The 24933-nt window shown below is 55.4% G+C and carries 19 protein-coding genes and 1 pseudogene; 12 read left to right on the top strand and 8 right to left on the bottom strand.

Translation table 11 applies throughout. The features are described 5' to 3' along the window. Nucleotides 1-609 precede the first annotated feature (609 nt). The 4 genes from F561_RS0115425 to F561_RS29680 all read left to right on the top strand — a co-directional run bounded on the left by F561_RS0115425 (nt 610) and on the right by F561_RS29680 (nt 6508). On the top strand, nt 610-1662 hold the full coding sequence (locus F561_RS0115425) for a DNA adenine methylase (protein WP_019010864.1): 1053 nt from the start codon (nt 610-612) through the stop codon (nt 1660-1662). Nucleotides 1663-1683: 21 nt separating this feature from the next. Continuing rightward, on the top strand, nt 1684-3885 hold the full coding sequence (locus F561_RS25620) for an ATP-binding protein (protein ID WP_019010863.1): 2202 nt from the start codon (nt 1684-1686) through the stop codon (nt 3883-3885). Next, nucleotides 3885-5315: a hypothetical protein gene (locus F561_RS0115415; protein ID WP_019010862.1), complete on the top strand. Its 1431-nt coding sequence runs from the start codon at nt 3885-3887 to the stop codon at nt 5313-5315. The genes F561_RS25620 and F561_RS0115415 overlap by 1 nt, the downstream gene beginning before the upstream one ends. Before the next feature lie 193 nt (nt 5316-5508). Then, a protein-coding gene (locus F561_RS29680; protein WP_211214828.1) for an IS630 family transposase occupies nt 5509-6508 on the top strand; the annotation gives its coding sequence in 2 pieces (ribosomal slippage) (nt 5509-5976 and nt 5978-6508; 999 coding nt in all). Between the two features lie 269 nt (nt 6509-6777). Here F561_RS29680 and F561_RS25610 read toward each other — a convergent pair. From F561_RS25610 to F561_RS0115390, 3 genes are all read right to left on the bottom strand, one after another. Then, a complete protein-coding gene (locus F561_RS25610; protein ID WP_157451918.1) occupies nt 6778-7650 on the bottom strand; it encodes a hypothetical protein in 873 nt (290 codons plus the stop codon). Nucleotides 7651-7973: 323 nt separating this feature from the next. Then, nucleotides 7974-8279 (bottom strand): hypothetical protein, encoded by a 306-nt coding sequence (locus tag F561_RS0115395; RefSeq protein WP_019010858.1) that lies wholly within the window; start codon nt 8277-8279, stop codon nt 7974-7976. Then, nucleotides 8276-8920 (bottom strand): ParA family protein, encoded by a 645-nt coding sequence (locus tag F561_RS0115390; protein WP_019010857.1) that lies wholly within the window; start codon nt 8918-8920, stop codon nt 8276-8278. The genes F561_RS0115395 and F561_RS0115390 overlap by 4 nt, the downstream gene beginning before the upstream one ends. 512 nt (nt 8921-9432) lie before the next feature. Between F561_RS0115390 and F561_RS0115385 the strand changes: the two genes are divergently transcribed. Beyond that, the gene (locus F561_RS0115385) at nt 9433-9999 is read left to right on the top strand and encodes a hypothetical protein (RefSeq protein WP_019010856.1); all 567 of its coding nucleotides are present in this window, start codon (nt 9433-9435) and stop codon (nt 9997-9999) included. A 168-nt stretch (nt 10000-10167) separates the two neighbouring features. Here F561_RS0115385 and F561_RS0115380 read toward each other — a convergent pair whose 3' ends face one another. Further along, nucleotides 10168-10491 (bottom strand): hypothetical protein, encoded by a 324-nt coding sequence (locus tag F561_RS0115380; RefSeq protein ID WP_019010855.1) that lies wholly within the window; start codon nt 10489-10491, stop codon nt 10168-10170. 730 nt (nt 10492-11221) lie between these two features. Between F561_RS0115380 and F561_RS0115375 the strand changes: the two genes are divergently transcribed. After that, the gene (locus tag F561_RS0115375) at nt 11222-11992 is read left to right on the top strand and encodes a hypothetical protein (protein WP_157451917.1); all 771 of its coding nucleotides are present in this window, start codon (nt 11222-11224) and stop codon (nt 11990-11992) included. Between the two features lie 311 nt (nt 11993-12303). Here F561_RS0115375 and F561_RS0115370 read toward each other — a convergent pair whose 3' ends face one another. Then, the gene (locus tag F561_RS0115370) at nt 12304-12876 is read right to left on the bottom strand and encodes a hypothetical protein (protein ID WP_019010853.1); all 573 of its coding nucleotides are present in this window, start codon (nt 12874-12876) and stop codon (nt 12304-12306) included. A 275-nt stretch (nt 12877-13151) separates the two neighbouring features. Then, a complete protein-coding gene (locus tag F561_RS0115365) occupies nt 13152-13880 on the bottom strand; it encodes a hypothetical protein (RefSeq protein WP_019010852.1) in 729 nt (242 codons plus the stop codon). Nucleotides 13881-14242: 362 nt separating this feature from the next. On the opposite strand from F561_RS0115365, the gene F561_RS0115360 reads away from it, so the two are divergent. Continuing rightward, complete coding sequence (locus F561_RS0115360; RefSeq protein WP_026298959.1) at nt 14243-15226, top strand: IS4 family transposase; 984 nt, start codon at nt 14243-14245, stop codon at nt 15224-15226. A gap of 266 nt (nt 15227-15492) precedes the next feature. On the opposite strand, the gene F561_RS0115355 is transcribed toward F561_RS0115360, so the two are convergent. Beyond that, entirely contained in the window at nt 15493-16026 is a 534-nt protein-coding gene (locus tag F561_RS0115355) for a hypothetical protein (RefSeq protein ID WP_245556544.1), read from the bottom strand. Between the two features lie 76 nt (nt 16027-16102). Here F561_RS0115355 and F561_RS0115350 point away from each other — a divergent pair, with 76 nt between their 5' ends. The 5 genes from F561_RS0115350 (at nt 16103) to F561_RS0115330 (ending at nt 24287) form a co-directional block, all read left to right on the top strand. Further along, nucleotides 16103-16357, top strand: a complete 255-nt coding sequence (locus F561_RS0115350) for a helix-turn-helix domain-containing protein (RefSeq protein WP_245556543.1) — start codon at nt 16103-16105, stop codon at nt 16355-16357. A 105-nt stretch (nt 16358-16462) separates the two neighbouring features. Beyond that, on the top strand, nt 16463-17497 hold the full coding sequence (locus tag F561_RS0115345; protein ID WP_026298957.1) for a nucleotidyltransferase domain-containing protein: 1035 nt from the start codon (nt 16463-16465) through the stop codon (nt 17495-17497). Between the two features lie 297 nt (nt 17498-17794). Further along, on the top strand, nt 17795-18313 hold the full coding sequence (locus F561_RS0115340) for a hypothetical protein (protein ID WP_019010847.1): 519 nt from the start codon (nt 17795-17797) through the stop codon (nt 18311-18313). Between the two features lie 57 nt (nt 18314-18370). Continuing rightward, nucleotides 18371-21043 carry a hypothetical protein gene (locus F561_RS0115335; protein ID WP_157451916.1) on the top strand — a complete coding sequence of 891 codons (2673 nt, stop codon included), beginning with the start codon at nt 18371-18373 and terminating at the stop codon, nt 21041-21043. Nucleotides 21044-21893: 850 nt separating this feature from the next. After that, nucleotides 21894-24287, top strand: a complete 2394-nt coding sequence (locus F561_RS0115330; protein WP_157451915.1) for a hypothetical protein — start codon at nt 21894-21896, stop codon at nt 24285-24287. 370 nt (nt 24288-24657) lie between these two features. Here the strand turns inward: F561_RS0115330 and F561_RS0115325 are convergent. After that, nucleotides 24658-24933 (bottom strand): annotated as a pseudogene (locus tag F561_RS0115325) (IS4 family transposase); the annotation flags it as partial.

Raw genomic sequence — 24933 nt, 5'->3', positions numbered from 1 at the left:
TGGTCAATGCGACTGCTCGATCAGATTGGTGCCGCGCGCTGCGGAAATCACCTTGACGTGCTCCACAACTTGTCAGTGCGGATCACCTATGGAACAGCAAATTTCCTTAAGATCTTCCTGAAGAAGGTGATAGTCGCTTTGGTATCGCGGTGTTACTGGAGGAGAATGTCGAGCACAGCTCCACCCTCATTAATGGCCTGCCACAGCCAATAATTGACCCCATCGACCTGAATGTGCATTTCGTCCAGATGCCAGCGGGAACCCCGTTGGGGTTCCCGCTGGCGCAGTTCCTCGGTGAGGAGGAAAGCGCACTTAATGTTGCGCTGCCTGAGTGTTTCACGCTGACCCGAAGGCCGCGCTCGTGCAGCATTTCCTGTACGTCCCATCGACTTTCAGCAGACCGGTGCTACAGCCACAGGGTATATCAGATCACACTCAGGGGATAACAGTGGCAGTGCGGTTTCCGATTCCTGATAGCTTAACAGTCTACTGGCGTTGAGTCGTCAGAACCGCGTCACCTTACCCCAACAACGTGTTACAAACATAGAATAGAAACATGAACAACAAAAGCTATTTTCATTTCGATCAAGAGCGTTATCAGGAGACAACTTGACTTTTCTACCTGTCGCCTCTACCGAAACCGAGGCGCTGAGAAAAAAACCGCTGAAACCCATCACTTTGAGCGCCGTAGTCTCATGCTCCCAGCAAATGGATCCAAGCTTGAATCGCCCCAGCATGAGTAAAGAACTTCGGGCCATCGTCAACCGCAGTGATTTTCTGCCACTGCGCTACCCTGGTGGAAAGCGTCGCCTTGCCGCTACTGTTGCTGAGTTGGTCAAGCAATCAGGTGATGAAATCAAGTTGCTGGTTGAGCCATTCGCCGGAGGGGCTGCTGTATCCATCGCCATGCTTGAAAATGGCGTCGCACAGGAGATTGCTCTCGCAGACAAAGATGAACTTATCGCTGCTTTCTGGGCAACTGTGTTTTCGGATGACGCCACTGAGTTGGCTGAGCGTGTTCAGAACGCACAAGTAACCTTGGAGGAGTGGTATCGAATCAAAAACCTTCAGCACGCCAACGCCTTTGAGAACAATCTTGACCGCGCCTACGCCTGCCTGTTCCTGAACCGCACCAGTTTCTCCGGCATTCTGCACAGGAAGGTGGGCCCCATTGGTGGACACCATCAGACTAGCAAGTACAAGGTCGACTGCCGCTTCAACCATGAAGCGCTGAGTAGGCGTATTAGTGAACTCAGTGAGCTACGCGACAGGGTGCGCTTCGTGCGGCATCAGAGCTATGACAAAACCATCAGCGATATTAATAAGTTGAAATTGTCACGTGAAACCCCGGAAAGCCTGCTTTGGTACTTTGACCCACCCTTTTTCGAGAAAGCAGACCAACTATACAGACACATCTTCCTAGCAAGAGATCATGCACGTTTTAAAGAAAATTTGAAGCGCTTACGTGGTCACTGGATACTGTCTTATGATAATGTACCCGATGCAAAAAGATTGTATGGGGATCATCTTGGTTACAGCGAAGTCAGCCTAATGTATTCCGCCGGATTCACTGAGAAAAATCGAGCTGCGGGGAACGAGATTGTCGTTTCTGACATCATCGCCACACTAAAGCAAAAAGGTCATGCCACTTCCACGAAGTAAGGCATGTAAAGGAGCAGCACTATGGCAGGTCTGAGTAAGAGCAGCAGCGTTTTTGCCAGTCAAGATCCCATTGCAAAGATGATTCAGAATCCCAGCGAGAACCTTGTGGGCTTCGTTGTTCGTACCGGGTACGACGAGTTCACCGTCCTGACCAACGACTACTTCCGCGAAAAGATCGGTGGCGTCCCTATGAACAGCTTTTTGCTCGCTGCGTCGTTTGACCCCGCCAAATACGACGAGGCCCGAGACGTCGACAAGGAAGTATTGCTTCTTCGCGTTACGGACAGCGCTGCGCTCCCACAGGACGACGCGAAACTCAGTTCAATGGTCGAGCACCACCAAGGCCATGTTCAGGCTCAACGTCTCGACATTCGTGACGGTTTAGAGGATATCACGCAGAGCCAATTGCAGTTCAGCGGCCTGAAGTGCAACGTTCTTGGAACATTCTATGTTGATCACCGTGCACATCTTGAACTCGGCTCTGATATCGAGGACTTCCAGTCTGTTTCCCAATTGCGTGTGTACAAACCCACTACAGAAGTGCTCCAGGAGATCGTCAATTTCGTCTCCCATGACCGTCAAGAGAAGGCGCTCGCTGACGCTGCAAAGAGCGGTTTTCACGGTCAACCTCACCCGATCCGGGTAGGCCATGTCCGTTACAGTTCCACACGCAGATTGCAGGTACAGCACAAATACAATACGGCGGAAGTCTTGATTCACCCACTAGACTTTCTCTCAAGACGAACCGGCGTATTTGGCATGACCCGTACTGGGAAGTCCAATACTGTGAAAACAATGGTGGCCGCTGTGTTCGAGTCTGGCATCAGGAACCATATGAAAATCGGACAACTCATCTTCGATCCAAACGGCGAGTACGCCAATGCCAACGGTCAGGATGACAGCTCTTCTATCGCTGAGGTGTTTAGCGATAATACCGTACGTTACCGGGGGCGGGTAACGAAAGGTTTTTACGATCTGCGTGACAACTTCTACCGTTCACTGATTAACGGCCTACAGACTATTCAGGATGGTTTGCAGCAGCAAGGGAACCTGAGTCAAGACCTCCACAGCTTTTTCGGCATGACACTTGAGGAACCCAATTCAAAGGATGTCAGCAAAACGAATCGCTACCAGAAGTCTGTAGCCATCTATAAAGCCCTGCTCTACGCCTCCAACCTTCAGCCCAGCAAGATTGACGACATTGTCATGTTCCCGATGGGCGAAAAGGTACTTTCTCAAGTTTACCAACACTCGGAAACTCTACAGGAGAAGGAACAGGAGGCTGGGGAAAGCCATAGCTCTCAGGCGGCAAGAGCAGGAAGGATGCGCTCGGTTTTCGGAATCCCTGAGAGTGGTATCACTTTGCGGAAAGCACGCGAGTTATTCAGCTATGTTAGGGAAGCGAATATTGCGCTCAGCAGCGGTGCGGGCGTCGGTATTGAGAGCAGTACGAAAAATAAACCATGGCTGGAACCCCACGACATCGCCATGTTGAACCTTATCGCGGGTAAGAACACAGATGGCAGACGCATCCGTGCTACAGGAACGATCAACGCTATCGCCCGCGACTACCACGCTCCAAACGGCAGCGACAACATTGCCGCTGACATCTTCGCGCACCTGCGCGAAGGGCGGATCGTCATTGTTGACCTGTCTGTTGGAATTCCTTCGGTGAGAATTGACCGCGCCAACCAGATCGCCCAGTACGTTTTCACTGAATGCCAACGTCTCTTCAACGAGAATCCGGCCCAGCCTCCTCGCATCGTGATGTATATCGAAGAAGCTCATAACCTCATCAGTAAGGATGCTGAACCCAACGACACCTGGCCGCGTATTGCCAAGGAAGGCGCGAAAGCAGGCATCGCACTGGTCTATGCCACGCAGGAACCTTCCGCGATTAGCAGCAACGTCCTAGCGAACACGGAAAACATGTTCGTTACTCACCTCAATAATGATGACGAGCTGCGTACCATCGCCAAATATTACGACTTCAAGGACTTCACGCCTTCCATCAAAAAGGCTCAAGATGTGGGTTTTGCCCGAATGAAGACGCTCTCTACGCCTTTCGTCGTGCCCGTACAGATCGAACGGTTTAGCCCTGAGGCACTGAAGAAACACTTTGCTACTCTTGGACGCTTTCCAGGGTTCACGTCTGTTCCTGAGGTTCCTGAAATCGTTGAGGAAGAATGGGCACCTGAGCCAGAAGAAGGTGAGGAGGACTGATGCCTTACGACGGGCAAGGTGGAGCCAAAACCTCCCATGACGATCTGCTCCGAAACCCGGAAATTATCGAGTTCATGGCGGAGTGCGAGGATGTTCCTCGACCCACACAGGAAGAGATCAAGGAAACGCTCGACACGCAGCCAAAGATTGACGATTTTAAGGGTGAACTTCCCAAGATCATCATCGCCATCGATGGCTCAACCTATGAGTCCAGTCTTGACCCCAAGTTCCCCAGCCGCCGCATCGGCTACGTCAAGATCAGCATGGTCATCTTGCAGACTGACCAGTACGGCAAGCTCAAGGAAAGAACGACTCGCGCTGTAGACCCGATGGCCGTCGCTAGATTGCAGGAGAATACGGAAGCCATCAGCATGGGTCTTCCAGGCGCTTACGTCATCGTCAAGGGTGCAGAAAGTGTCAGTGATGGCTTCAGGCAAAGACTCATGGCCTACTACCGGAGCGCCAACACAAAGCTGGGGGACAACACCCTTTACGACACCCTCTTTGAAGTGGCGAATCACATGAGCCCTTCGAGAGTCAAAGACAACCATCTCCTGTTTAAGGTGTGCCCAAACCGCGAGTGCAGCAGCAATCAAAAGTTAGAGGACGGAGAAGGAACCAAGACTCGAGACAAGGTAGACATTCGCGTACCTCATGGCACCGGAATAGCAACATGCCCCGTGTGTGGAAGTAACGTGTACACCACCGACATCCTGCGAGTACACGAAGACTTTCTTGAAAGTGGCTCAAACGTCTCCAGCCTTGGGCGACTCATGCTGATTACCGAACATCTTCTGGCCCTACACTACGTGATGCATCTTCGGAAGCTCAACAAAAAGCTCCTTGGAGACACCTGCGTCATCGTGGATGGCCCACTCGCTGTCTTCGGAAACCCTGCTCCTCTCCACACAGGCATTATGCGATTGCTACATGACATCAACAAAGGTCAGATCAGCGACGGCCATGACGTCCCAGTTATCATGGGATTGAGCAAGACAGGTGCCATCGCCGACCATGCCAACTTGATCAAGAATCTTCTCCCGGACGGCACCATCTTTCCCATCAGCGACGATTACCGCTACGGTTTCATTGACGTTTCCAAACGTGGGCGCAAGGCCAACTTCGGCCAGGAAACCTACTACGGTCAGGATTTCCTCGTTAAAACGAACGAAGGTCGGCTGTTCCCGATGTGCTTAGCCTACCCCCTGCCTGACAAAACCAATGAAACATCTTTTCAACAGGAAAAGATGAATATTGAGAAGTACATGAGCATGGGACGCGCTCTGAAAGTGTTGACCACTTTTGAGTCTGATCTATACCAGAACTCCATGATCCCCGTTGTTCTCGCTCACCGACATGCCTCCATCAGCCTGACCCCTGGTGGGAAGGTGCTCGACATTTTTTCCAAGATGGCTTTAGGTAAAAGCTAAGACAACATAAGGAGATCGGGGCGGCTGGCTGGCCTGCTGCCCGCCGTGTTTGCGGCAAGTTTATGTGTTGAGCTGAGTTTGTGACAATGAGCTCGGCACTCCCACTCGGGCCAGTCAGCCTGCTGGCAAGTTCGACATCCAAAGGTCGTCTATTGATAACGGTGTAAATATGGGTTGCTATCTTGGGTGAAGTATGGTCCCTTGGCAACCCTCCAAGTACACCCGCGCTCACCTGGAAGAACGACGACTCGCCGCCATGCCCGTCATCCAAGCCGGTGGTCAGACCAATCAGCAGATTGCGAATCAATTTGGTGTCTCCATCCACACCATCTACACCTGGAAGGAGCGCCTCAAGCGTCAGGGCGGTCTGGAAGCCACCGTCACGCCCGGTCGGCCAGGCCGCTTGACCCCGGAACAGCGGCACCAGATCGCCCCCCTCCTGCAGGAGGGGGCTCGCGCGTTTGGGTTTCCGGATGACACCTGGACGACGCCTCGGGTGTGTGAGGTCATCGGTCGTCGGTTGGGCGTGTGGTACCACCCCGATCATGTTCGAAAGCTGCTCCACCAACAGGGGTTTTCACCTCAACGACCCAACAAAGGCGCGCTGGAGCAGAACGAGACAGCAGTGCGAACCTGGGTGCAGACCACGCGCCTGGAGGTCGAAAAAAAAGGTCGCGCTCGGCGCGACCCTGGTGTATCTGGATGAGGTGGGTTTCAGTCTGAAGGGTGTGGTGCGCCGAACGTGGGCCCCGAAGGGAAAGACGCCCATCGTGCGTCTTCCGGCCAGTTGGCAGAAACTGCCGACCATTGGTGCGATCACCTCTCGGGGCCAATTCCTGCAGCACACTCAGCCAGGAGCCATCAAGACGGACCAGGTGGTGGCATTTTTGCACCATGTCTTAAAGCAAGTTCCCGGTGAGGTCGTCGTCGTGCTGGACAATGCCGCTATTCACCGAGCGAAAGCCGTATCGGCTTTCGTAGAGACCGTAGAACGTCTGACCCTGATTTATTTGCCACCTTACTCTCCAGAATTGAATCCTATAGAGAAGGTCTGGGCGTACGTCAAGCGCAATGTTCTGGGCAATTTCTGTGCCAGGACGACCAAAGAACTCAATGCGCGGCTCCGTTCGGGTTGGCAGCGGGTGCGGTACATCAGCCTGCCACAACGGCTCATGGCGGCAACTCCGATTTGAGCCGGTATCAATAATAAATCATGGCCGGCCCGAGACCCTCAAGATCAGGCGCAACACTCTTTCGAAGCCTAACGAGCCTTCGCATCAAATTTCGCAGAGCGAGACCGGGTGTGACCATCCATCCTCACTGGTGGTGTTCTGCCAATCCTTGGGCTCGACGTTGGCGAAGACGAACTTTCTGCGGCCTGCGGCTTGGTGCTTCAGGAGGGTCGTCTCGTGCTTCCTTGAAATCAAACGCAGAGTTGATGACTCGCCAAGCCCGCAGAGGATCAGGTGCTTTTCGGTTCAGGCAAGGTGTCGGACTGGCCTGTGATTCTGGTCATGACCAAATGAGGGCGCAACCCTAGATAGCGCATGACCTCGTAGATTCGATCCCGCGTGTTCGCAAATTTCCCATCCCTGCGCCGTCTGGGACGACAACTTCCCCGAGCAGGAATGGTGTATACCTCCTGAAGATTATTGTGGTGATATACGGCATTGCGTCGCCACTGAAGAATGGTCAGCTTCTCGTAAGCATCGCACTGACTTAGTGCCGGCAGTGTTATGGCGCGGTCTTCTGGACCCGGGCGGGCAGCAAACAAGTCCTTCACCTGATGCGTGTGCCATGCGTCATGAGGATGAACGAACTGCAAGAGGTCGCCCAAGCTCAGATCAGCCATACACGTATGCCCAGTCACTGCTCCCATTAAACCTGCTAGCTTCTGTACTTTCCGAGGGTCTGGGTTGGAACCAGTTGGCACTAGTTTTGCAGGGTAATAAGCTGAATTCGTGTACCACGTGTCGCCATATTTTTGGCTGTAATGTAAATCGACGGCACGCCGCAAGCTGTCTTCCAGAATGTTGAATGCAAGGTATAGAAAGGCATAGTTGCGCATTTGGGTGTTGTAATCGCTAATGGCGATCTTCCAAATACGCTCTGGGTCAAGCAGCGCTTGCTGAACTTCCGTCAATTCCTTGGCATCCTTTTGAAACTCCAACGCCCGCTCACGTCGCTGATGCAAGTATTCAACAGTGGTCAGGAGCCGTTCGTGGTGGGAATATCGAAGGAATTGAGCGATCTGTGACGCCTGTGCGTCTATTGGCTTAATCCCCAATCTGGTAAGAATCAGCGCAAGTTGTCGGCGGTGTTCAGCATTCGGCATATAAAAAAATAGACCAGGGATATTTCACCCTGGGATGCAGACAAGCTGCGGCTATTGGAGTTGTATTATTGCAGGTCGGGCACGACACGTCAAGCGCTGGGCAAGGGGTGGGTTTCACACTCAGTGGCTCAATTTTTGGCTCTCCCACTTCACCAGCTCAACCGTCACGCGCTCGCAAGTGACTCATCCTAGGTGGCGCAGAACAGTGCCTTCGCTAGGTTGAGCCCGAAGAGCCATGCGGCTTTCCTTTGAATTGGCGCCGTGCTTATGTCAGGCATCTACGCTCGCGGTGTGGGCAGCGTTGAGCATGGCCAACCTCCACCCTAGTCGGGTGTGTTGCGCCGGGCTTGCCCGTTAATTTCAGCCCGGAACTCTGCGTCTTGGACGTAGCGGGAGATCAGCGTCTCCAGGACCGCTTCCATCTTGACCTTCTGGCCCTGCTCCTGCACTTCGAGCAACTGCCTTTTCAGGGCGTAGCGCACGCTGGGCCGCAGACGAGTGCTGAAGGTTTCGCGCTTTTCGATGGCAGGTTGAGGCGTCTGGGCCGCGACAGGCTGGGTGGGTGTCTTGGGTTCTGGTGCTTCTTCCCGTGCGGCCCGTAAGTTGGCCAGTCCATCGCGCAGGCTCATGCGTTTGCTCCAGCCATAGCGATGATCTCCTCGGTGACGCGTTCGTACTCGAACCACAGACCTTTGGCGAGGCTATTGCTGCGGACATCCTTGACGAGGGTACCAGCATTGTTGGCATCCCGGAACGCTTCAGAGAGCCGAACCGTCTGGGTCAGGACAGGAATGCCTGCGTCAGCCAAGGCAGAGCGGGCATCGGCCAGTTTGCGGTCATTCCCCGGGCGCACCATCGTCAGCATGGCCGCATAACGGGTGTTGGCAATCCCTGCTCCCCGCAAGACTTCGACCGTCTGAGCCATGCCGTCCATCCCACCGAGGTCAGGTGTGCTGGGCAGAATCAATGCGGCGCAGGATTCAGCCAGGTCAAGCAGGTCGGCATCTTCAAGGCCCCCGCGAGAATCGATTACTACTGCGGTGTACTTCCCGGCCTGACTGAGTGACGCCATTCCTCCGACGGTAAACGGCAGGTTCCCGCTGCGGCCCCAAGCAGTAGCAGTGCGGATGCGGTCGCCGTCAGCGAGGAGCACCCGTTCTCCAGCGTAAGCAAGGTGGGCGGCAATGTGCACGGCGCTGGTCGTCTTCCCCACTCCGCCTTTCAGGCTGGCCAGAGCCACCACCAGTGGCCCAACATGTTCGGCAGTCATAGTTGCAGACTAGCTTCTGGCCTTCTGTCTTGCAAATTTGTCAGAAAACCAGAAATATGTTTTGTCAGAAATCTTTGGATGAAGCCAAGTTCTTTCAGAAGACAGCCTGGGTAGCCAATGGATTGAGGTGGCCAAAGAGACGGGGAAAGTAGAGTGAAAGCGCGTGCGCGGAAAGAATATCCCTACAGCGTATTTACTTTTGCCAGAATGTCAGAAAAGCAGAAATCAGAACAGGTGCGTTCGACGAGGAAACAAATTTCTGTCATGTAAGTTTGCCAGAAAAACAGAAATGTGTTGCCCAAAAGTTTATTGGTGAATAAAAATTGGATATTGAGGTCAGGCGCTGATCACTGACAGATTGAGGTGCTCAGGCCGTGGCAAAAGCATCTTCTCACCTCAACGGAATGAGCGGACAAGTGAATGGCCCCTTCAGTCTCCAACTCCTGGGCAACACTCTTCGAATCGTCCCGCATTCTGGAGCGCAAGGCATTCGATGCATTAGCCTATGCGCCATGCAGTCCACAATGGCCCCGCAGGGTCCTCTCACGGTCCAGATGGATGTGGCGCAGATTGCGGAGTTACGGAACGTGACCGGTCTGCCAGGAGTGGCAACCGTTGCGGGGATGGGGGTCGCGATGTTTAACCTGTTCGCGACCATTCAACATGGAGAACTTGTCCGCAGGGACTGGGACGTACCGATGGGTTGGATTCCCTTTCTGGGTTGGATGTTGCTCACCCTCTTGTTAGGCGTAGGCACTTGGATCCTAATCACCTTGCTCAGTGGGGCAATAAAGAAGGCCCTGCGGCGGCAACGCGGAATTCCAGAAGCCTTCAGCAAGTTTGCGGTGCCGGTGATTGTTGGTCCTCAGGGATTGGATATTGAGGGCTTAGGCGTGACGCCCTGGGCCGACATCACGCGGATTCATGAGGGCAATGACGACAATGGAGTGATGTACGTCTACTGCACCGGGCACTACGACCTGATCCTGACGTTGGGAATAAGGGACCGAGAGAAGATGGATGACGTCCTGAGGATGATGCGTGAGTATTGTGGTTTTTACGTGTCTGCTCAGGCGTAGGAAATCGGTGTGGACTACCTAGAGGGCCGAAGCTGGCATGGCTGGCATCATCACACCGTGTCGACTCCCAGCTAAAACTCGGTATCAGGGCGTGTCACGCCCGCCAGGACAAGGGCGAAGGGTGGAGCGACAGATTCTGAGGATGATTCAATCCCTGTCCGGGCAGGTTCAATCAGGCTCAGGACCTCTTCCATTCAAGACGGCCTCAGCAGCAGCGAGATCATCCAGTGCCTCAACCGCTGCCCTGCTTACGGCGTCATCCAAATGGGCTTTCAAGGGCTGAAGCGCCGCCCTCGCCTGTGGGACCTGCTCTGCACAGTGGAGCAGCGTCCAGCACAGTGCCGCATCCCAGAATTCTTCGCCCTCAGCCTCGGCCAAGGCGCGGAGTTGCTCGTCGATATCACCGGGTACGTTCAAGCGCAGGATGTCCATGGTCAGAGCAGCATCTTTAAGGGCTTGAGCGATTCCTGCAATGAACTGGGCGATTTCCACTGTGGCAGGGTGATTTGGCTGTGTCTGCACCACTTCAATCAGATCGGTGAGAAAGGGGACGGCCGCCGGAAAAGGAGTGCCTTGATGCAGGACCGCGCCATAGACGTACCTCCAACCGTCCTACATAGGTTGGGGTTCCCCTGAGAGCAGCAACCGCACATGCTCAAGCGTGTCCGTGGCGGAACCATACGCATTAGGCAACTGCGCGTAGATCTGAGGTGAGGTGGCCATGACGGCCATTCTGGCTGACCAATCCAGGCTCACGCTCCACAAGGAAGAGCCGCTGCCATTTTGTCAGAGTGCCAGAAAATCAGCATGCCAGAAACAAAGCAGGGTTATGTACCTCTGACGTACTGCAGAGAGCTTGACTGAACTCAGAAAGACAGTGAACTGAGGTCCTGTCCCAATCCGACTTGTCTTTTCTGGCGCTCGTGACGAGCTCCGTAGACCAGATCAGGTGGTGCGCGTGCATCAGATAGAAGGGTTTGCAGCCTCTATGACCCTGCTGACGGCAGGCATGGGGTCGGACAAGGGAAGGCTGTGAATATCGGCAGGCTCAAAGCACCATCTCTCTCGCATCTTCATTTCTACCCACGAGTAGAGCGTTAATCTTGGTCTGCCAAATGCTTCGGAATGGGCAAGTGCACGGCCGCTCCCCTGCAGGACCTGCCAAGATGCCTCCATGACCAGTGTCAACGGGACCCGGCCAGCCCCGGCCCGGATTTGGGTCTTGCTGGCCAGCGACGCCAGTACAGCTGTCATTATTCGTCGTGGCCCTAGCCGCTGGACACGCCTGTACGTGTGGAACACCCGAACAGACACCATTCTCCCTGGGTCCTGGTTCGCGGGTCGGTTGTATGAGTGGGTCAGCGATCTCTCGCCCGACGGCCGTCACCTGGTGTATCTCGCCCGCAATGAATCCAAGCGGCGTCTCCATGCCGCAGCTGAGGCCTTTGGCAAAGAGACGACGATGTGGACTTGGACTGCCGTCTGTACCCCCCCCTGGGTCAAGGCCTTGGGTCTGTGGTCGGCTGGCCCAGAGGGTGGAGGCATCTGGACCAGCCATCACACCCTGGTGCTTGACCATCCAGCGAGTCTTGTGGCGAACCAGACACGGATTCAGCCGGTAAGTTTCACTGTCCGGGGGCGGGAGGGAACCGAGCAGATCCATGTGCTGGTCACCTCACTTGAACGCACCGGCTGGCAGGTCACCCAGCGGCCCGAGCGATGGTTTGGCAGTGGCAAAGCGGGGGCGCTCGTCCTGCGAAAAGGGAAGTTGGAACTGCGGTTTGCCAAGTCCCCGCATGGCCGGTGGGAGGCGACATACACGTGGCTTGGTACCGAAGCTTGTCCTGGACTGGAACAGGCGTCGTGGGCGGACTTCGATCAGCAAGGCCGCCTGTTGGTTGCCAAGGAAGGCTGCCTCTTTGCGGTCCGAGGTGCAGCTTTCCAGGAGTTGATGGATCTCAATCAGGATCAGCCCAAGCGGCACGCCACCTGACACATCAGAGTTGACGTTCCACTCTCTTTGAGTTGCAGTGATGGAAAGGTGGCTTTCTGTCTTTCAATTTTGTCAGAAAACCAGAAATATGTATTGCCAGAAATTTATTACCGAGTAATGTATTCTGTTGACTGGATCTGAGCAGGAGTCAGAGGCAGTGTTCGTCGCCGAAATCAAACAATTCCGCCTGCGAAGAACAACGTGTTGCTGAGCATCAAGACAGCTCAACGCCGCACCGATAGAAATTAGTTCGCATTCTGGAGCAGCCAGAATGTCAGAATGTCAGAAAGGCAGAAATAAAATCTACACGGTCAACTTTGCGTAGGTGTCGTTCTGATCCTGAGCAGGTTCGCCAGCCAATGGCGTTTCTGCACAGACGGTTGCAACGCTTCCTGCTGCTCGATCAGTTCTGCCAAGTGGGCCTTCAGGACACTGAGATGAATGGCGGACGCGTAGGTCCGGCGGGGATCTTGCCGGGTATATGGCTGGAGCTTGGGAGTGAATGTCGGAGACAGCCACAATTCCTTGTGCTCAAACACGGCGTACGTCACGCCTTCAATGTCTTCAATGAGCAGGTGCCCGCGCCAGGAATGCTCGTACAGCCGTCCGTTGATCTCCCCCAGGAACACCAGAGCGTGATCGCCCACCGCCAGTCCCTCCTGCCCCCAGTGCGTGGGGCAGCCGACGAAGGTGATTACCCGTCCCAGCATCTTCCGCTTCACACCGTGCCGCGCTGTGGAGATGGCGGTGACCCTCGCCGTGATGTCCTGCCTGTATACCTTCAGAACGTTCACGGTCACCAGATCATGCCGGCGGAGGGTCTCCCAGAGGAACGGTACCTTGTCCGGAGCCTGCGCTTGAGCATTGTCTGGAGGAAGACCCATGCTTGGAGTGTAGGTGAAAGACTGATAAATGGGTCTGCTCAAGCGTTGCGTGTCCCGCTCAGCCCTCAAATCACCGCGAGCTCCCGACTATGCTCAAGGTGCTCAGCACCTGACACTTTGAGTCGGCTGGCGTTCTGGACGCTGTGCGACATGACAAAGGGTGGGATTAGCGGCTGTGATGGACTCAGACCGCCCAACTGCATGCGGACAGTCTGGCCACATCTCTAAGAACCATCTCCCGTTCAAGTCGGGAGTTGTCGGCTGAGCGGCCATGGTTACAGGGGTTGCAATCCTAGGGCAAGCTGCCGAACTTCTGCGGGAAGGCCCCCTGGAAGGCGGGCGAGCCCTGGGAAGCCCCCACAGGCGAAACACTCCCGGAGGTAAGCCACAAAGGTTGTGTCGTGCCATTCGTGCTCCACCCGCGCGTCTGCTGAAGTGTTTGGGAGTGTGATGGCGTAAGGTGGGCCACCGCTGATGTCCTCTTTGTGGTACTCGTCAGGTGCGAACTCCGCCAGGCAAGGCTCTTCCTGAGCCTCTGGGGGGAGGTCGCCCCATTCCTCCAGCCACTCCTGAACGAAATACAGCACGCTGTCCACACCGTCCACGACCAGCGCGTCAGACAACACGGCGGTCTCTGCCCACGGCGCTTGCCCCACGAGATGGACACGGCCCACGGTTTCATACCAGGCTTGAAGAGACAGCGGAAGGGGACCCACCAACTGAGAGAGCCGCCTGAGTTTGGCGAGAGATCTCTGAGACGGGGGGAGGTAAGGACGCGTTGGCGTGAACTGCCCCTGAGAGAAGCTGCCGAATCGGTAGCCCAGAGCCCTCAGGCGAGGAACAAGCGTCAAGATGTCGCTCTGCGCACGCTGCATGGTTTCGCGTGCGACATCCGTGGCCTCGGACAGGATAAGGGGGTGGCGAACGTCTGATCCCATCTCGACCAGCTCTGCCCAGACCTGCTCGTGTTCACCAGCGAGATAACGGTCTAGAAAGGTTGCCACGCTCAGGAGTATAGGAGGGCATGGTCGAAACTGCGGTCTGGATTGGATTGTGCTGGGGCGGCAGCGCAGCGGCTCAGTGGTCATATGTTCGCCACGCAGCCGCACACGCCTCTACCCACTGCTGTTGAAGATGGAATGCTCCTCAGTAGGTGACAACTTCAGATTAACTACGTCGCAGACAGGGAAAATTGTCAGTCACCCCCATCAAGCTTGATGGGGGTGACTGACAGCGTTCTCCTGAAGGTGTGAAATCAACAGAATCCGCTTCCCAACAGGCGACCGCACTGACCCGGCACTTCAAAGTGCACGCGAGCCATCTGCGCATTGATACGCTCCAGCGCTTGATTGACGTCATGTTGGCCATGATTGCGGCCAAGAGTGTCAACCATCATGACCTGAGTGCCCATCTGCCAGGGGTTAGCACACCGAGCGCAAAGAACCGACGCGCCGACCGCACATTCAGGGATGACCAGCTGAATATGGCGTTTTTCATCGCCCTGCTCGTCGCCCACCTCCCGCCGGGCAAAGTGTTAATGAGCCTGGACCGCACGAATTGGGAGCATGGGGAAACGCCGATCAACTTTCTGGTGCTTGGCGCCGTGGTTCACGGTTTCACTATCCCCCTGATCTGGACGCCCCTGGATCAGGCGGGGAACAGTCATCGCTATGCACGAATGTGGCTGGTCTTGAAACTCCTGCAGGCCCTGCCAGCGAAACGCTGGTTGGGCCTGGTCGCAGACCGCGAGTTCATCGGGGCCGAGTGGTTCGGCTTTCTTAGGCGCAAAGGAATTAAGCGTGCCATCCGCATCAGGCACAGCGACCTGATTGACGACATGCGGGGGGGAGAATGGTTTGACCATGTCCAACACGGCCATTTTCATGAAATAGATCAGAAGGTGTTCGTATTTGGAGAGTTGATGCGGGTCGTGGCGACGAGGTCTCCAGTCGGAGACCTCGTCATCATCGCGACCGATTTCAGCGCCCGGAAAACGTGGAAGCTCTACAAACTTCGCTGGTCGGTGGAATGCACTTTTAGCAGTTTCAAGTCACGGGGTTTCGACCTGGAACGGACAGGCATCACAGATGCTGTCCGTCTACAACGGCTGTTCGGACTGGTGACCTTGGCCTGGATGTTCTGCCTGCGACTCGGGGTCTGCCTGGACCAGCGCCAACCGATCCCCGTCCTCAAACACGGGCGTAAGGCGGTGAGTCTGGTCCGACATGGTGCTCAACATCTCGTTGATGCTCTCCGCTGGAAACCCGAGCAATTCAGGCTTTTTCTTGAACTGCTGACGCAGCCTTTTTCCCCGCTAGGAGCGGCTGAAAGTAAAGTTGTCACCTACTGAGGGAATGCTCATCCTCAACTACTCTCTGAAAGAGTCCAGACGTGCACGGCCGCAGGGAGAGATTGCTGGAAATTGATCGCTTCGATAGGTCAGACCAGCGAAGTGCCAGCATCTGTGCGCTGCGCGCAGGCACCTGAAAGACTGTAAGTTTGTGATTTGCCAGAATGCCAGAAAAGCAGATTACTATAAATAGTAATTCTGGCAGTCTGTATTTCTGATTTTAAGGGGCAAAGGTGCGGAATGCTCAGGACGCCTTCTGAGCCGTATTACAACGCTTCTCTGTTCTCGAACTGCCCCGGCAGAGTCACTGCCGCATCCTCGTCCCACAGGTAGCTTCGGCTAGAAAGCAGCCCGTCCTCAATCCCAACAACGACTAAGGGATGGATGTCGTCGAACAGCCCTTGCTGCACTCCCAACTGGAGCCAGGAAAGATCGAGGCGCTCGTCCGGCAACCGGCTGTTTGGCGCGGCAATCCAGTTCCCACACCAATCTAGAGCCTCGCTGTGTTGTGCGCTCACGCTGTCGCTCCAGCCGATCAGATAGGGGAGATGAGGGTGGAGCGGTTGGCCTGACCACGCGGGTGGACCCAGTGGTGCAGCAAAGTGAACCGTCAGGGTTTCGAGCGTCCTCTCGCCGAACAGCACGCCACCCTGCCACTGCCCCTTGACCTCCAGTTGTTGGATCAACATTTGCCGGGTGGAATCTGTAAAGACCACCGCTTCAAGAACCTGTGCCTCATCATCCTTTCGGACTGAATTTCTCGCAGGGCGGCCTAAATACCGTTCCAGAGCACGTTTCATGATTGATACTACACGAATACAGTGGCATGGAATCCCCGGTAGTGTTCTGGGTAGGGCTGGTCACATCATGACGTTCGTGTCTGACAAGCCTCCCCGAATCCGACTGCATCTGGCAGACAACATGCGCCGACTGCGGCAAGAACGTGGGTGGTCTCAGGAAGATCTGGCGGCTCAAGCCCACCTGCACCGCAACCAGATCGGCGTGATTGAGCAGGCCCGTCAGAGCACCGGCATTGATATCATCGAGAAGCTCGCCAAAGCGTTCAAAGTTCGTCCCGGCGAACTGCTTGACCCAAAACCCCAGCCTATTACCAAGACACCACCTGAATAGAAGTGCCAAGCCGATAGGGAGTTGTTTCTGCTCGAATGTTTCGTCCTGCAGGCCCCGTCCAAATGACGGATGAAATACCCAAGTCCGACACGGCACACTGCCCGCATGCCTGACCTGCAACTGGCCCTGACCGACTTGCGTAGTGCCTTGGGAGATTTCCTTGAACGCCACCGCGAAGATGGAGTGTTCCACGTCCAAATCGGTGGACCGGGTAGCGTCCCGGGTCTTCAGGATCTCGATGTGCCGGAGCTCCATGTTGACCTTCTCCCAGGCACGGTCACTGCTGCTCAGGAGCAGGCACTTCGTACACTGGGATACCAGCCACAGGGCTCGCATTGGCACCACTCGGCGGGCTGGCGCCTGATCCTGCCCAATGAAACCACCGGTTGGCGTGCCGACCAGCACGCCCTGACTGCCCTACTAACCGCCGACCCGGAGGCCGCTGCACAGTACGGACAGGTGTTCCGGCGCGATGGGCGTGAAGCAGCTGACACGATTTTCCGCGAGCGGGCGACCGCCCATCACGCCCGAACCATCGGCTTCCAGCGCGCGTGTGCTGTGGCACAGCTGCTCGCCCCTCTGGACCCGCCGTGGATGTTCGCAGGCGGCATGGCGCTGGACCTGCACGTCGGGGTCGTGACCCGCCCACATGATGACCTGGACATCATCGTGCCCCGCGACCAACAGCCGGAACTTCAGCAGCACCTGCAGCACCTGGGCTGGCGTCTGGATGCGTCTGTAAACCGGAGGTACCAGCCTTGGGTGCCGCCCCTAAATCCGCCCAGCTTTCAAGTGCATGCGCGGCACCTGGATTTGCAGGAGGTGGTGATGCTTGATCTCATGCTCACCGACCTGAGCGGCGGACACTGGAGGTACCGCCGGGATCCGGACGTCACCCTTCCACTGGAGCAGGCGAGACTCAACGGGCCGTACGAGCTGCCGTACCTGACGCCGGAAGCGGTGCTGCTGTTCAAGGCGGGCCGAGCCGGGTCACCTCTGCGGCCTAAGGATCAGCGGGACTTTGTGCGGTTGCGGCCTCACCTCACCGCAGCGCAGCAGACCTGGCTCAAGGATCGGCTGGAAGGCTCCGTTCCAGGGCACTCGTGGATCGTGCAACTGAACTCCAGCGGTGACCTTTAATGAGGTAGGGACGCTCTTCTCCCAAGGCAGTGAATTCGAGGGGATGACATACAATTAAAGTCTTATCAATTAAAGTTATGTTACGCTGATTCAGGGTCGCCAGGAGGGCCTTGGCTATGGAAGACGCTTCTTGCTCGGTTTGCTTGCGTTTGAACACTGCGCTTCGGGGAACCTGTTGGGGTCGTTTCGCCAGCAGTATGTGGTTGGTTGGGAGTGTTTCAGCCAATCGGCAAGCGCAACATCAGGCACGTCACTGCTCTGGAACCGGGTGTTGTAGAGCATCGCACTTGACCTCTGATGTCCTTTAACAAGATTCTCGCCCCCTTGAATACGGAACAAATTTTGTTCTCGGATGAGGCCACGCGCAAGATCCGCGACATCAGTGACGGATCGACACATCATAGAACCCATCTGATGCTCATTGGAATCCGTTCTGGCAGCTCGGTGTGGATTCAGGAAATTCTGTCCAGCAATCCTCTTGGCCGGTATATCCCAAAGGAAGATTCTTTGGCCAATGAGCTGGACTTAAGAGGACGCGTTCGCGGCTATAGCTATGCCATCGAACGCTATACCCCGTACCGTCACCTGGGCTGGCTGTGGTTTTCCCACTCAGACAAGCTGCTCACCGCTCCAACAGGGGGGAGTGTGGAAGCATTGATCCAGCACGCACACTGGCGGGTCAATTCCTCTACGCAGCTCTGGCCTTTGGTGGTATTAACAGCCCGAGAACGCCGCAAAGCTGTTCAGCTCAAGGCATTCGAGATCCGTGAAGGTCAAGCTGTGGAGGTGCCCGTGCATCTGCCGTTTCTTCCTTGAGCAAATGACACAGCCTTCCGGACAATTGGACATTTTGCAGGCCTCGTGGAGGATTTCGTGAGTGGGCCCACTGTCGAGGACATCCGCAGCGCTCTCCAAGAACGGGTCATGGACGTGGTCAAAGCTCTCTTTCCCGATGCGAAGCGGGAAGGCACTACCCTCCGGGTACCGAATGTCAGTGAGCAGGTCACCGTCGCAGGGCAGATCAGCACTGGCCTGATCATTGAAGTGGTTCGTGCGGGGGCGCAAGGCCTGTGGCATGACGTCGGCACCGGCGAACAGGGCGGGATGTTCGACTTGATCATGGCCAGCCGGAGCGTGGATTTTCAGGGCGCGCTGCAGTGGGCCTGCGAGTTCGTGGGCCGACCCATGCCCATCCGGTCATTCTCTGGGCCAAAGACGAAAGAGGGCGTGCTGCACGATACGGCCAATCCCAGGGCACTGGACGCCAACAAACGGCGGCTGATGCAGCAGCCTGAAGCGCAGGCTTACTTGAGAGGAGCGCAGTGCGGCCTGACCCAGGAAACTATTGCCCATTTCCAACTGGGCCTCACTTCATATACGGCCAAAGCCAGCGGGAAAGTGGTGTACCACGATGCGCTGAGCTTTCCGCAGTTGGACAGCGCGGGTCAGGCGCGTTCACGGTTCCTGCGCTCCTGGATTCCGGACGTGACCAGCGGTGGCAAGAAGAAAGGAGACTGGGCGTCGGGTGAGCCCAGCACATACTGGGTGACCCCGAGCACTGGACGGCAGAGCCTGCTGATCTGTGAGGGTGCTCAGGACGGCTGGAGACTTTGGCAGGCCGTACAGGGCACCCCCCTGGCCGCACGCCTATGCATCATCAGCCCCACGCACGGCAGCGTCATTCCAGAGGAATGGCGGGCACCTGCCTTTTGGGCGTCGTGGGACGCTGTCTATGTGGGACAAGGCGCGGACGAGGCTGGCGACTTGATGGCCCTGCGTGTCCGCGAGCACGCTCTTCGGGACGTGCAGCGCGTCCGGGTGCCGGAAGGCCGCGGCAAAGACTGGACAGAGTTTTTCAACGGTGGCGGGACAGTCGTTGAATTCCAGGCGCTGCTTCAGGACGCCCCGGTGACCGCGCCGCGGGTCACAGAAACCTCGGTCGTCTCGGTGGTCCCTGACGAAGACGGCACCTTCCAGGTTGCTCCAGTCGATCTCAGCCGGGCGTTCGTCAACGGCTACCTCTACTACCCCTTCCGGTCTGGGGAGAGCCGAACAGTCGATGGTCGGCGCTCCCTACGTTGGCGTGACCAGGTATTGCGGAGCGACGGGACGATCTGCAAAGCGGAGTACCTATGGGCAGAACCCGGGACACCCCGCGCAGACTGGATGCTGGCTCTGGACGACGGCACCATCCTCACCAAGATGCCGTCAGCCAATCCGCTGCTGTCAACCTTCACCACGAATGCCATTACCCGCTTTTCGGCGGCCCGGAGGCTGAACCGGAGCGCCCTGACCCTGACGCCTGCGCAGCTGCTGACACAGATCGACCAGCACCTGCGCGCCAAGGTCATCCTCCCTTACGATCACGACTTTGCGATCCTGACCTACGTGGCGGTCACCAGCTACGTCCAGTCGATTTTCGAGGCCGTCCCGCTGGTGTTGGTGATGGGAATGGCGGGGTCGGGCAAAAGCGAACTCGGCGCGGCCATCGCGGAATTGAGCTGCAACGCCGTCATCCTCAACGGGCAAACCAGCGCGGCCTCGGTCGCGCGTGCTCTTGATAGCGCCGGTGGCCTTGCGGTGATTGACGACCTGGAAGGCATCGGCTCCATCACCAAGAACAAGAGTGATTACGGCGAGTTGGTGCAGCAGTTAAAAGTGTCGTACAAGAAGGCCACCGCGAAGAAAAAGTGGACGAATACCAAGACCATGCGGTTGGAAGAGTTGAACTTTTACGGCGTGAAGATCATCAACAACACGGAGGGCGCCGACGCGATTCTCGGGTCGCGCATGTTGAAGATCTACACCAAGAAGATCAGCAGGCAAGGGCTGGGTGACTACACACGGCCCCCCGAACTGAGTCCGGAGCAACTGGTGGATCTCCGGAACAACCTGCATATATGGGCAATGGAGCAGGCCCGCGACATTGACGCACTCTACCAGCAGCAGTACAAACGCCACGATGAGCGCCAGGAGGAAATCACCGCGCCGCTCCGACTGCTCGCAGCGTTCATGGACGAGCCTGTCTTTGCGGGACGTCTGGCATCAGCTCTCCAGATGCAGGAAGTGGTCCCCGAGCCGGTGGAGAGTAGTGTGGAAGTGCTGGAGAGAGCGGTCAAGGAGCTGATTCGTCAGGGCTACCGAGACGCCATCGCTATGCCGCAACTGGAATTTGAAATGCGCCGCATCACGGGCAGCACTCCTTGGGGGATGAGTTCGACCACTAAAAATCCTAAATGGCAGGAACCGCGTTGGGTGGGCCGCCAATTACGCATGATGATGGTCATTGACCCGGTACGGCCAGACGGACGCCCTCGACTCTGGGGCCAACAAATTCGGACATATGCATTGGAACCAGGATTTGTGGCTGAAACTCTGAGGGCTCTGCAGGCCGAGGGTGTTGCAGTGATAGCCGAACCCCTTGGGGTCCTGGAGTACTGCCAAGTTCAGTGCCTATCATGTCCATATAGCGCCTTTTGCAGTTTTCAGGAAACAAAGATGGCGCAGATTGAAAAACATGGCACTCAGGTGGGCAAATTCAACTAAAACTGACCATAGATCGCGGGAAACTAAAATTATTGCGCCCAGCGCATGTTTTGTAGTACCGATGATCTAAAATCATCGGTACCCTCCGTAGCAAAAAACAGAATTGCGCCTCACACAGAGTTTAGGGAGATTTTTCTCTATGCTTACAAAACAAAACCCAAACCCTACCAATTCATAGGGTTTTTTGAGCAAACTCATATTTGGCTGATTTTTTGTCGACTAATACACTGTTTCCAACTTGGCCGTTTTGTAGACTCGTTATGTTCTACAAAACAGCGTCTCACGACTCTGGATGTGCAAGATTTTTGACAAGGAACGGGCGCAAAAAGAAAAAAAATTGACCCTGCTTCTGGTTAACGGCTTAATCGTCTTCTCTTTACACAATTAGGTGAAGAAAGTGTCTCCCAGCACTTTTCTAGTGTTGTGTTGTTGAGTGTTCTATATTTGTTTTTGAATGTTCTGTGCTGTGTCTGTTTGTCTCAAACTCGTTCTATGACAATTAAGTCATGGTCTTTCCTGCAGATCTTATGGAACAAGTTATGGACACTTCCCATAGGCAAACAGCACAATGAACCACTACCTTTTTTCTTCGTGTTGTACAGCCTTTGTATGTTGGCTCAAATTGGAAAGCACCAAGTGTGCCGTTGTTCCTTTTCTGAAGCACCAGATTTTTCTTGTGGCTGTTTTTTACACATTCAACCGTGCAGACTGGCTGCGAATTCGCAGCCATATGCTGTGTGGCCTGCCCGTACACTTCAATACACGATAACAGGATCAACTGACCAGATGTCAGGTCGTTGTGCATCAAGACCTTGCGTCGGGTACAGGGCAAATTCTGTGAAGGAGCATCATGCCCTTAGCTAGTACCCCGGCGGCTGGTACCGACTCCGTCGCCAGAAGTGCATCTACAAAGCATAAAGCTAAGTCTCAACAACACTTCCATGACCGCATTGCTCAATTTCGGGCGTTTCTCGACACTCATACCAAGGACGGCTCGCCTCTCCCAAGTCGATATGGAATAGAAGTCGCCATTTTTCCGCTACTTGTTGCAGCTGGCCTGCCTACAAGTCTCAACAGAAAATTTCCAATATTCCGCGAAATCGCTCAAGAATACGCGCAGAAAGTTGGGCTGACGACTGCTGCGGCGTTTCGGACGCAACTCTCAGTCTCTAGACCAGTAGTGCTGTCTTCTATCAACGGGCTGACTTACCAGACATTGTTCGATCTGAATGCTGGTGACCTACAGCTTAGGAATCCAAAAAGTTTGGCGTCTTACCACAGCGCACTGCACCGCTTCATGGTGTTTGTAGGAAAAGCCTATGTGGATCAGATCGGCCATGAACTGGCGGGGCAGTACCAACAGACTCTTCAACAGTTCATCCAGAAACACTATGACGCCGATCAAAATTCCAGATCAGCGAAATCGTACCTCAATAAATACTGGCACATCGTCGCCAAGCGCCAGCGCACAGACGGTTTGCCCGTTACGCTGGACGCAGCATTGTCCCACTTAGTGAAGCAAGACGGACGCAGTGAAAGAGAGCTCACAGAATCTCTTGGTATGCATCGAGGCTTTGTAACTAACTTAATGACGGGCCGCCAAAAATCTGCTTCTAACAAAGTACTGACCCACCTAGAAGAATTGCTCAAGGTTGAATTGGGTACGCTGACTCGTCGATCCGTTCTTCTTAATCCCCGCATCAACCCAGAATTTTGTCCGATATCCCTCTTCCCGTCAGCGATGCAGGGGCCTGAGAAACGATTCAAGGCGATACGTGGACAAGTGAAAAAGTTTCTCCCGGATGACTTCCCATCCCTACCAACCGCACGACAACGCCAGCTGGTCTCGGACGCAGTGGATGATGTAACGAATAAGCGCCACCTCTCAGCATATGGCGGCACGCTCAGCAAGGTTCAACAGATTCGCTACACCCTAATGCCAGACCAAATGCCATCACGGCTGCAGCAAGAATTCGATGAACTGTGCGAAATGAAACGAACGCGCGGCTCCATAGCTAAAGGCAAGAAAAACAAAAACAAGATATGGCGAGCTGGAACTGAGCAACAGTGGAGATCGACAATGTCCGCGTTTTTGGGCTGGTGCCTGCTGCCCGCGGACGCCCTAGATCCAATGCGAAAAGGAGCAGGCCTGCAAAAAGATGACCTGACCCTCGGCCTGATCCTCCTGCCCGAGCTGATTACGGGATATATAGCGTTCCGCAACGCCCGTGCTGATGGTCAAGACACCGGAACCAGCGCAAGGTTTATCATCCAATGTCTCAGCATGCTAAGTGAAGGTCACGGTTGGGTGGCAGGGCACCCAGAGTTATTGCACCGCATGCCCGCAGCATCCCAGCAGACCAGCGATACCTGGAATATGAAATGTGCTAAGCAGGTTTCATTCATCACCGAAAGCGCAGATGAACTGGAGATTGTAACGGGCCGGAATCCTTTCGAACCGATCCAAACGTTGATAGACCTGGGGAGGCCGATGGATCTCATCCAGGAAGCGCTTGCTAATAATTGGAATGAACTGCAAACCAAGCTGCAGCACAGCCAACTTACTGTTCGTCAGAAATCGGAGCTGTACCGGGACCACGTCCTCATCAGCATGATCGCCGCTCTCCCGCTGCGGGCCAGTCACTGGTACGGCATGACCTACCGCACAACTGCGCGAAGCCTGACTGCCAAAGACGACGGTGAGTTGAGGCATGTCGACGGTCAACACTGGGGTCTGTACCTGCGTGCCAAAGACTTTAAAAATTCGAGAAATAAGAGCATCTTCGGTTCCGATGCAGATCGAGACTTGGCCCTGCTATTTCGCGAGACCCCAAAGGTTTTTCAACACCTTGAACCTTTGGTTGATGAGTACATGCGCGTTCACCGCCCGCAGCTTTGCCCAGGGAATGGCCCTGTTTTCCCAGGCACAGATGGCCTGGCATTGACTGGTAATGAGCTGTACACACTCGTCCGGAAATGGACAGCCCGATACCTCTCAGAGTATGGCGATTACCACTATGGACTACGTATCGTTGGACTCAGACCATTCGGTCCCCACGCATTCCGTCACTTAATGGCTTGCCACATTCTCAAAACGACCGGCAAGTTTGAAGATGCGGCCAACATGCTGCTGGACAGCATTGAGATGGTGAAGCAGCACTACGGGCAGTTTATGCCGGAGGATCGGCTCTTACAGACCTTTGCGCGGTTAGACATTCCACCGGCCACCCGGACAATCCTGTGAGCAACCCCAGCCTGGAAGACATCCGCAGCACTCGGTAAGACCGGATCATTGACGTGCCCAAGGCGCTTTTCCCAACGCGAAGCGAGATGACACCGGCCTTTGGATTCTGGACATCAATGAACAGGCTAATGTCCCAGGCGAGGTTGGTAATAATGACAGCCTGAGCATTGAGGTGGTTCTTGCTGGGTCAAAAGATGCGTGGAGCAACTTCGCCACGCCAAGGGGGGCATCTTTGGTTCGATCGTGGCCAACCAGCGGTAAATTTTCAAGACGCGTTGCGTCGGGTGTCTGCTTTCTTGCGTCTGCAGACACCCGACGCAACGCGTCTTGGGGCAGGTGACGAAAAAGGGCGCACCACACAGCACGGCCCTCAGTACCCGACACTTTGTGAATTGAGCGTCTGGCTGGGTTTCAAAAGCCCAATGAGTTGAAGGGCTTCCGCCTCCCCACGCTCATGGATGCGGGCGAATGTCCGCACGAGGTTCCGGAGGCCGAGCGTCACGACACTCCAGGCTCGCCGACCGTGCACCTTCATGGTGCACGTTTGAAGAACACCCACCAGCACGCACCATACGTACGCCAGGGTCAGCAGGCAGAGCAGGCGCTCCACGTGATCGTGGAGCGTCATGTGGGTGCTTTCCAGCTT

Source organism: Deinococcus aquatilis DSM 23025, assembly GCF_000378445.1.
GTDB classification, from domain to species: Bacteria; Deinococcota; Deinococci; order Deinococcales; family Deinococcaceae; genus Deinococcus; species Deinococcus aquatilis.
This window is presented reverse-complemented; position numbering and strand designations above follow the sequence as displayed.

What these genes read in the sequence shown, in the direction of transcription:
- F561_RS25620 (WP_019010863.1), top strand. Translation starts at nt 1,684, where the DNA reads ATGGCAGGTCTGAGTAAGAGCAGCAGCGTTTTTGCCAGTCAAGATCCC.
- F561_RS0115415 (WP_019010862.1), top strand. Translation starts at nt 3,885, where the DNA reads ATGCCTTACGACGGGCAAGGTGGAGCCAAAACCTCCCATGACGATCTG.
- F561_RS25610 (WP_157451918.1), bottom strand. Translation starts at nt 7,650, where the DNA reads ATGCCGAATGCTGAACACCGCCGACAACTTGCGCTGATTCTTACCAGA.
- F561_RS0115395 (WP_019010858.1), bottom strand. Translation starts at nt 8,279, where the DNA reads ATGAGCCTGCGCGATGGACTGGCCAACTTACGGGCCGCACGGGAAGAA.
- F561_RS0115390 (WP_019010857.1), bottom strand. Translation starts at nt 8,920, where the DNA reads ATGACTGCCGAACATGTTGGGCCACTGGTGGTGGCTCTGGCCAGCCTG.
- F561_RS0115385 (WP_019010856.1), top strand. Translation starts at nt 9,433, where the DNA reads ATGCAGTCCACAATGGCCCCGCAGGGTCCTCTCACGGTCCAGATGGAT.
- F561_RS0115370 (WP_019010853.1), bottom strand. Translation starts at nt 12,876, where the DNA reads ATGGGTCTTCCTCCAGACAATGCTCAAGCGCAGGCTCCGGACAAGGTA.
- F561_RS0115360 (WP_026298959.1), top strand. Translation starts at nt 14,243, where the DNA reads ATGATTGCGGCCAAGAGTGTCAACCATCATGACCTGAGTGCCCATCTG.
- F561_RS0115355 (WP_245556544.1), bottom strand. Translation starts at nt 16,026, where the DNA reads ATGAAACGTGCTCTGGAACGGTATTTAGGCCGCCCTGCGAGAAATTCA.
- F561_RS0115345 (WP_026298957.1), top strand. Translation starts at nt 16,463, where the DNA reads ATGCCTGACCTGCAACTGGCCCTGACCGACTTGCGTAGTGCCTTGGGA.
- F561_RS0115340 (WP_019010847.1), top strand. Translation starts at nt 17,795, where the DNA reads ATGTCCTTTAACAAGATTCTCGCCCCCTTGAATACGGAACAAATTTTG.
- F561_RS0115330 (WP_157451915.1), top strand. Translation starts at nt 21,894, where the DNA reads ATGCCCTTAGCTAGTACCCCGGCGGCTGGTACCGACTCCGTCGCCAGA.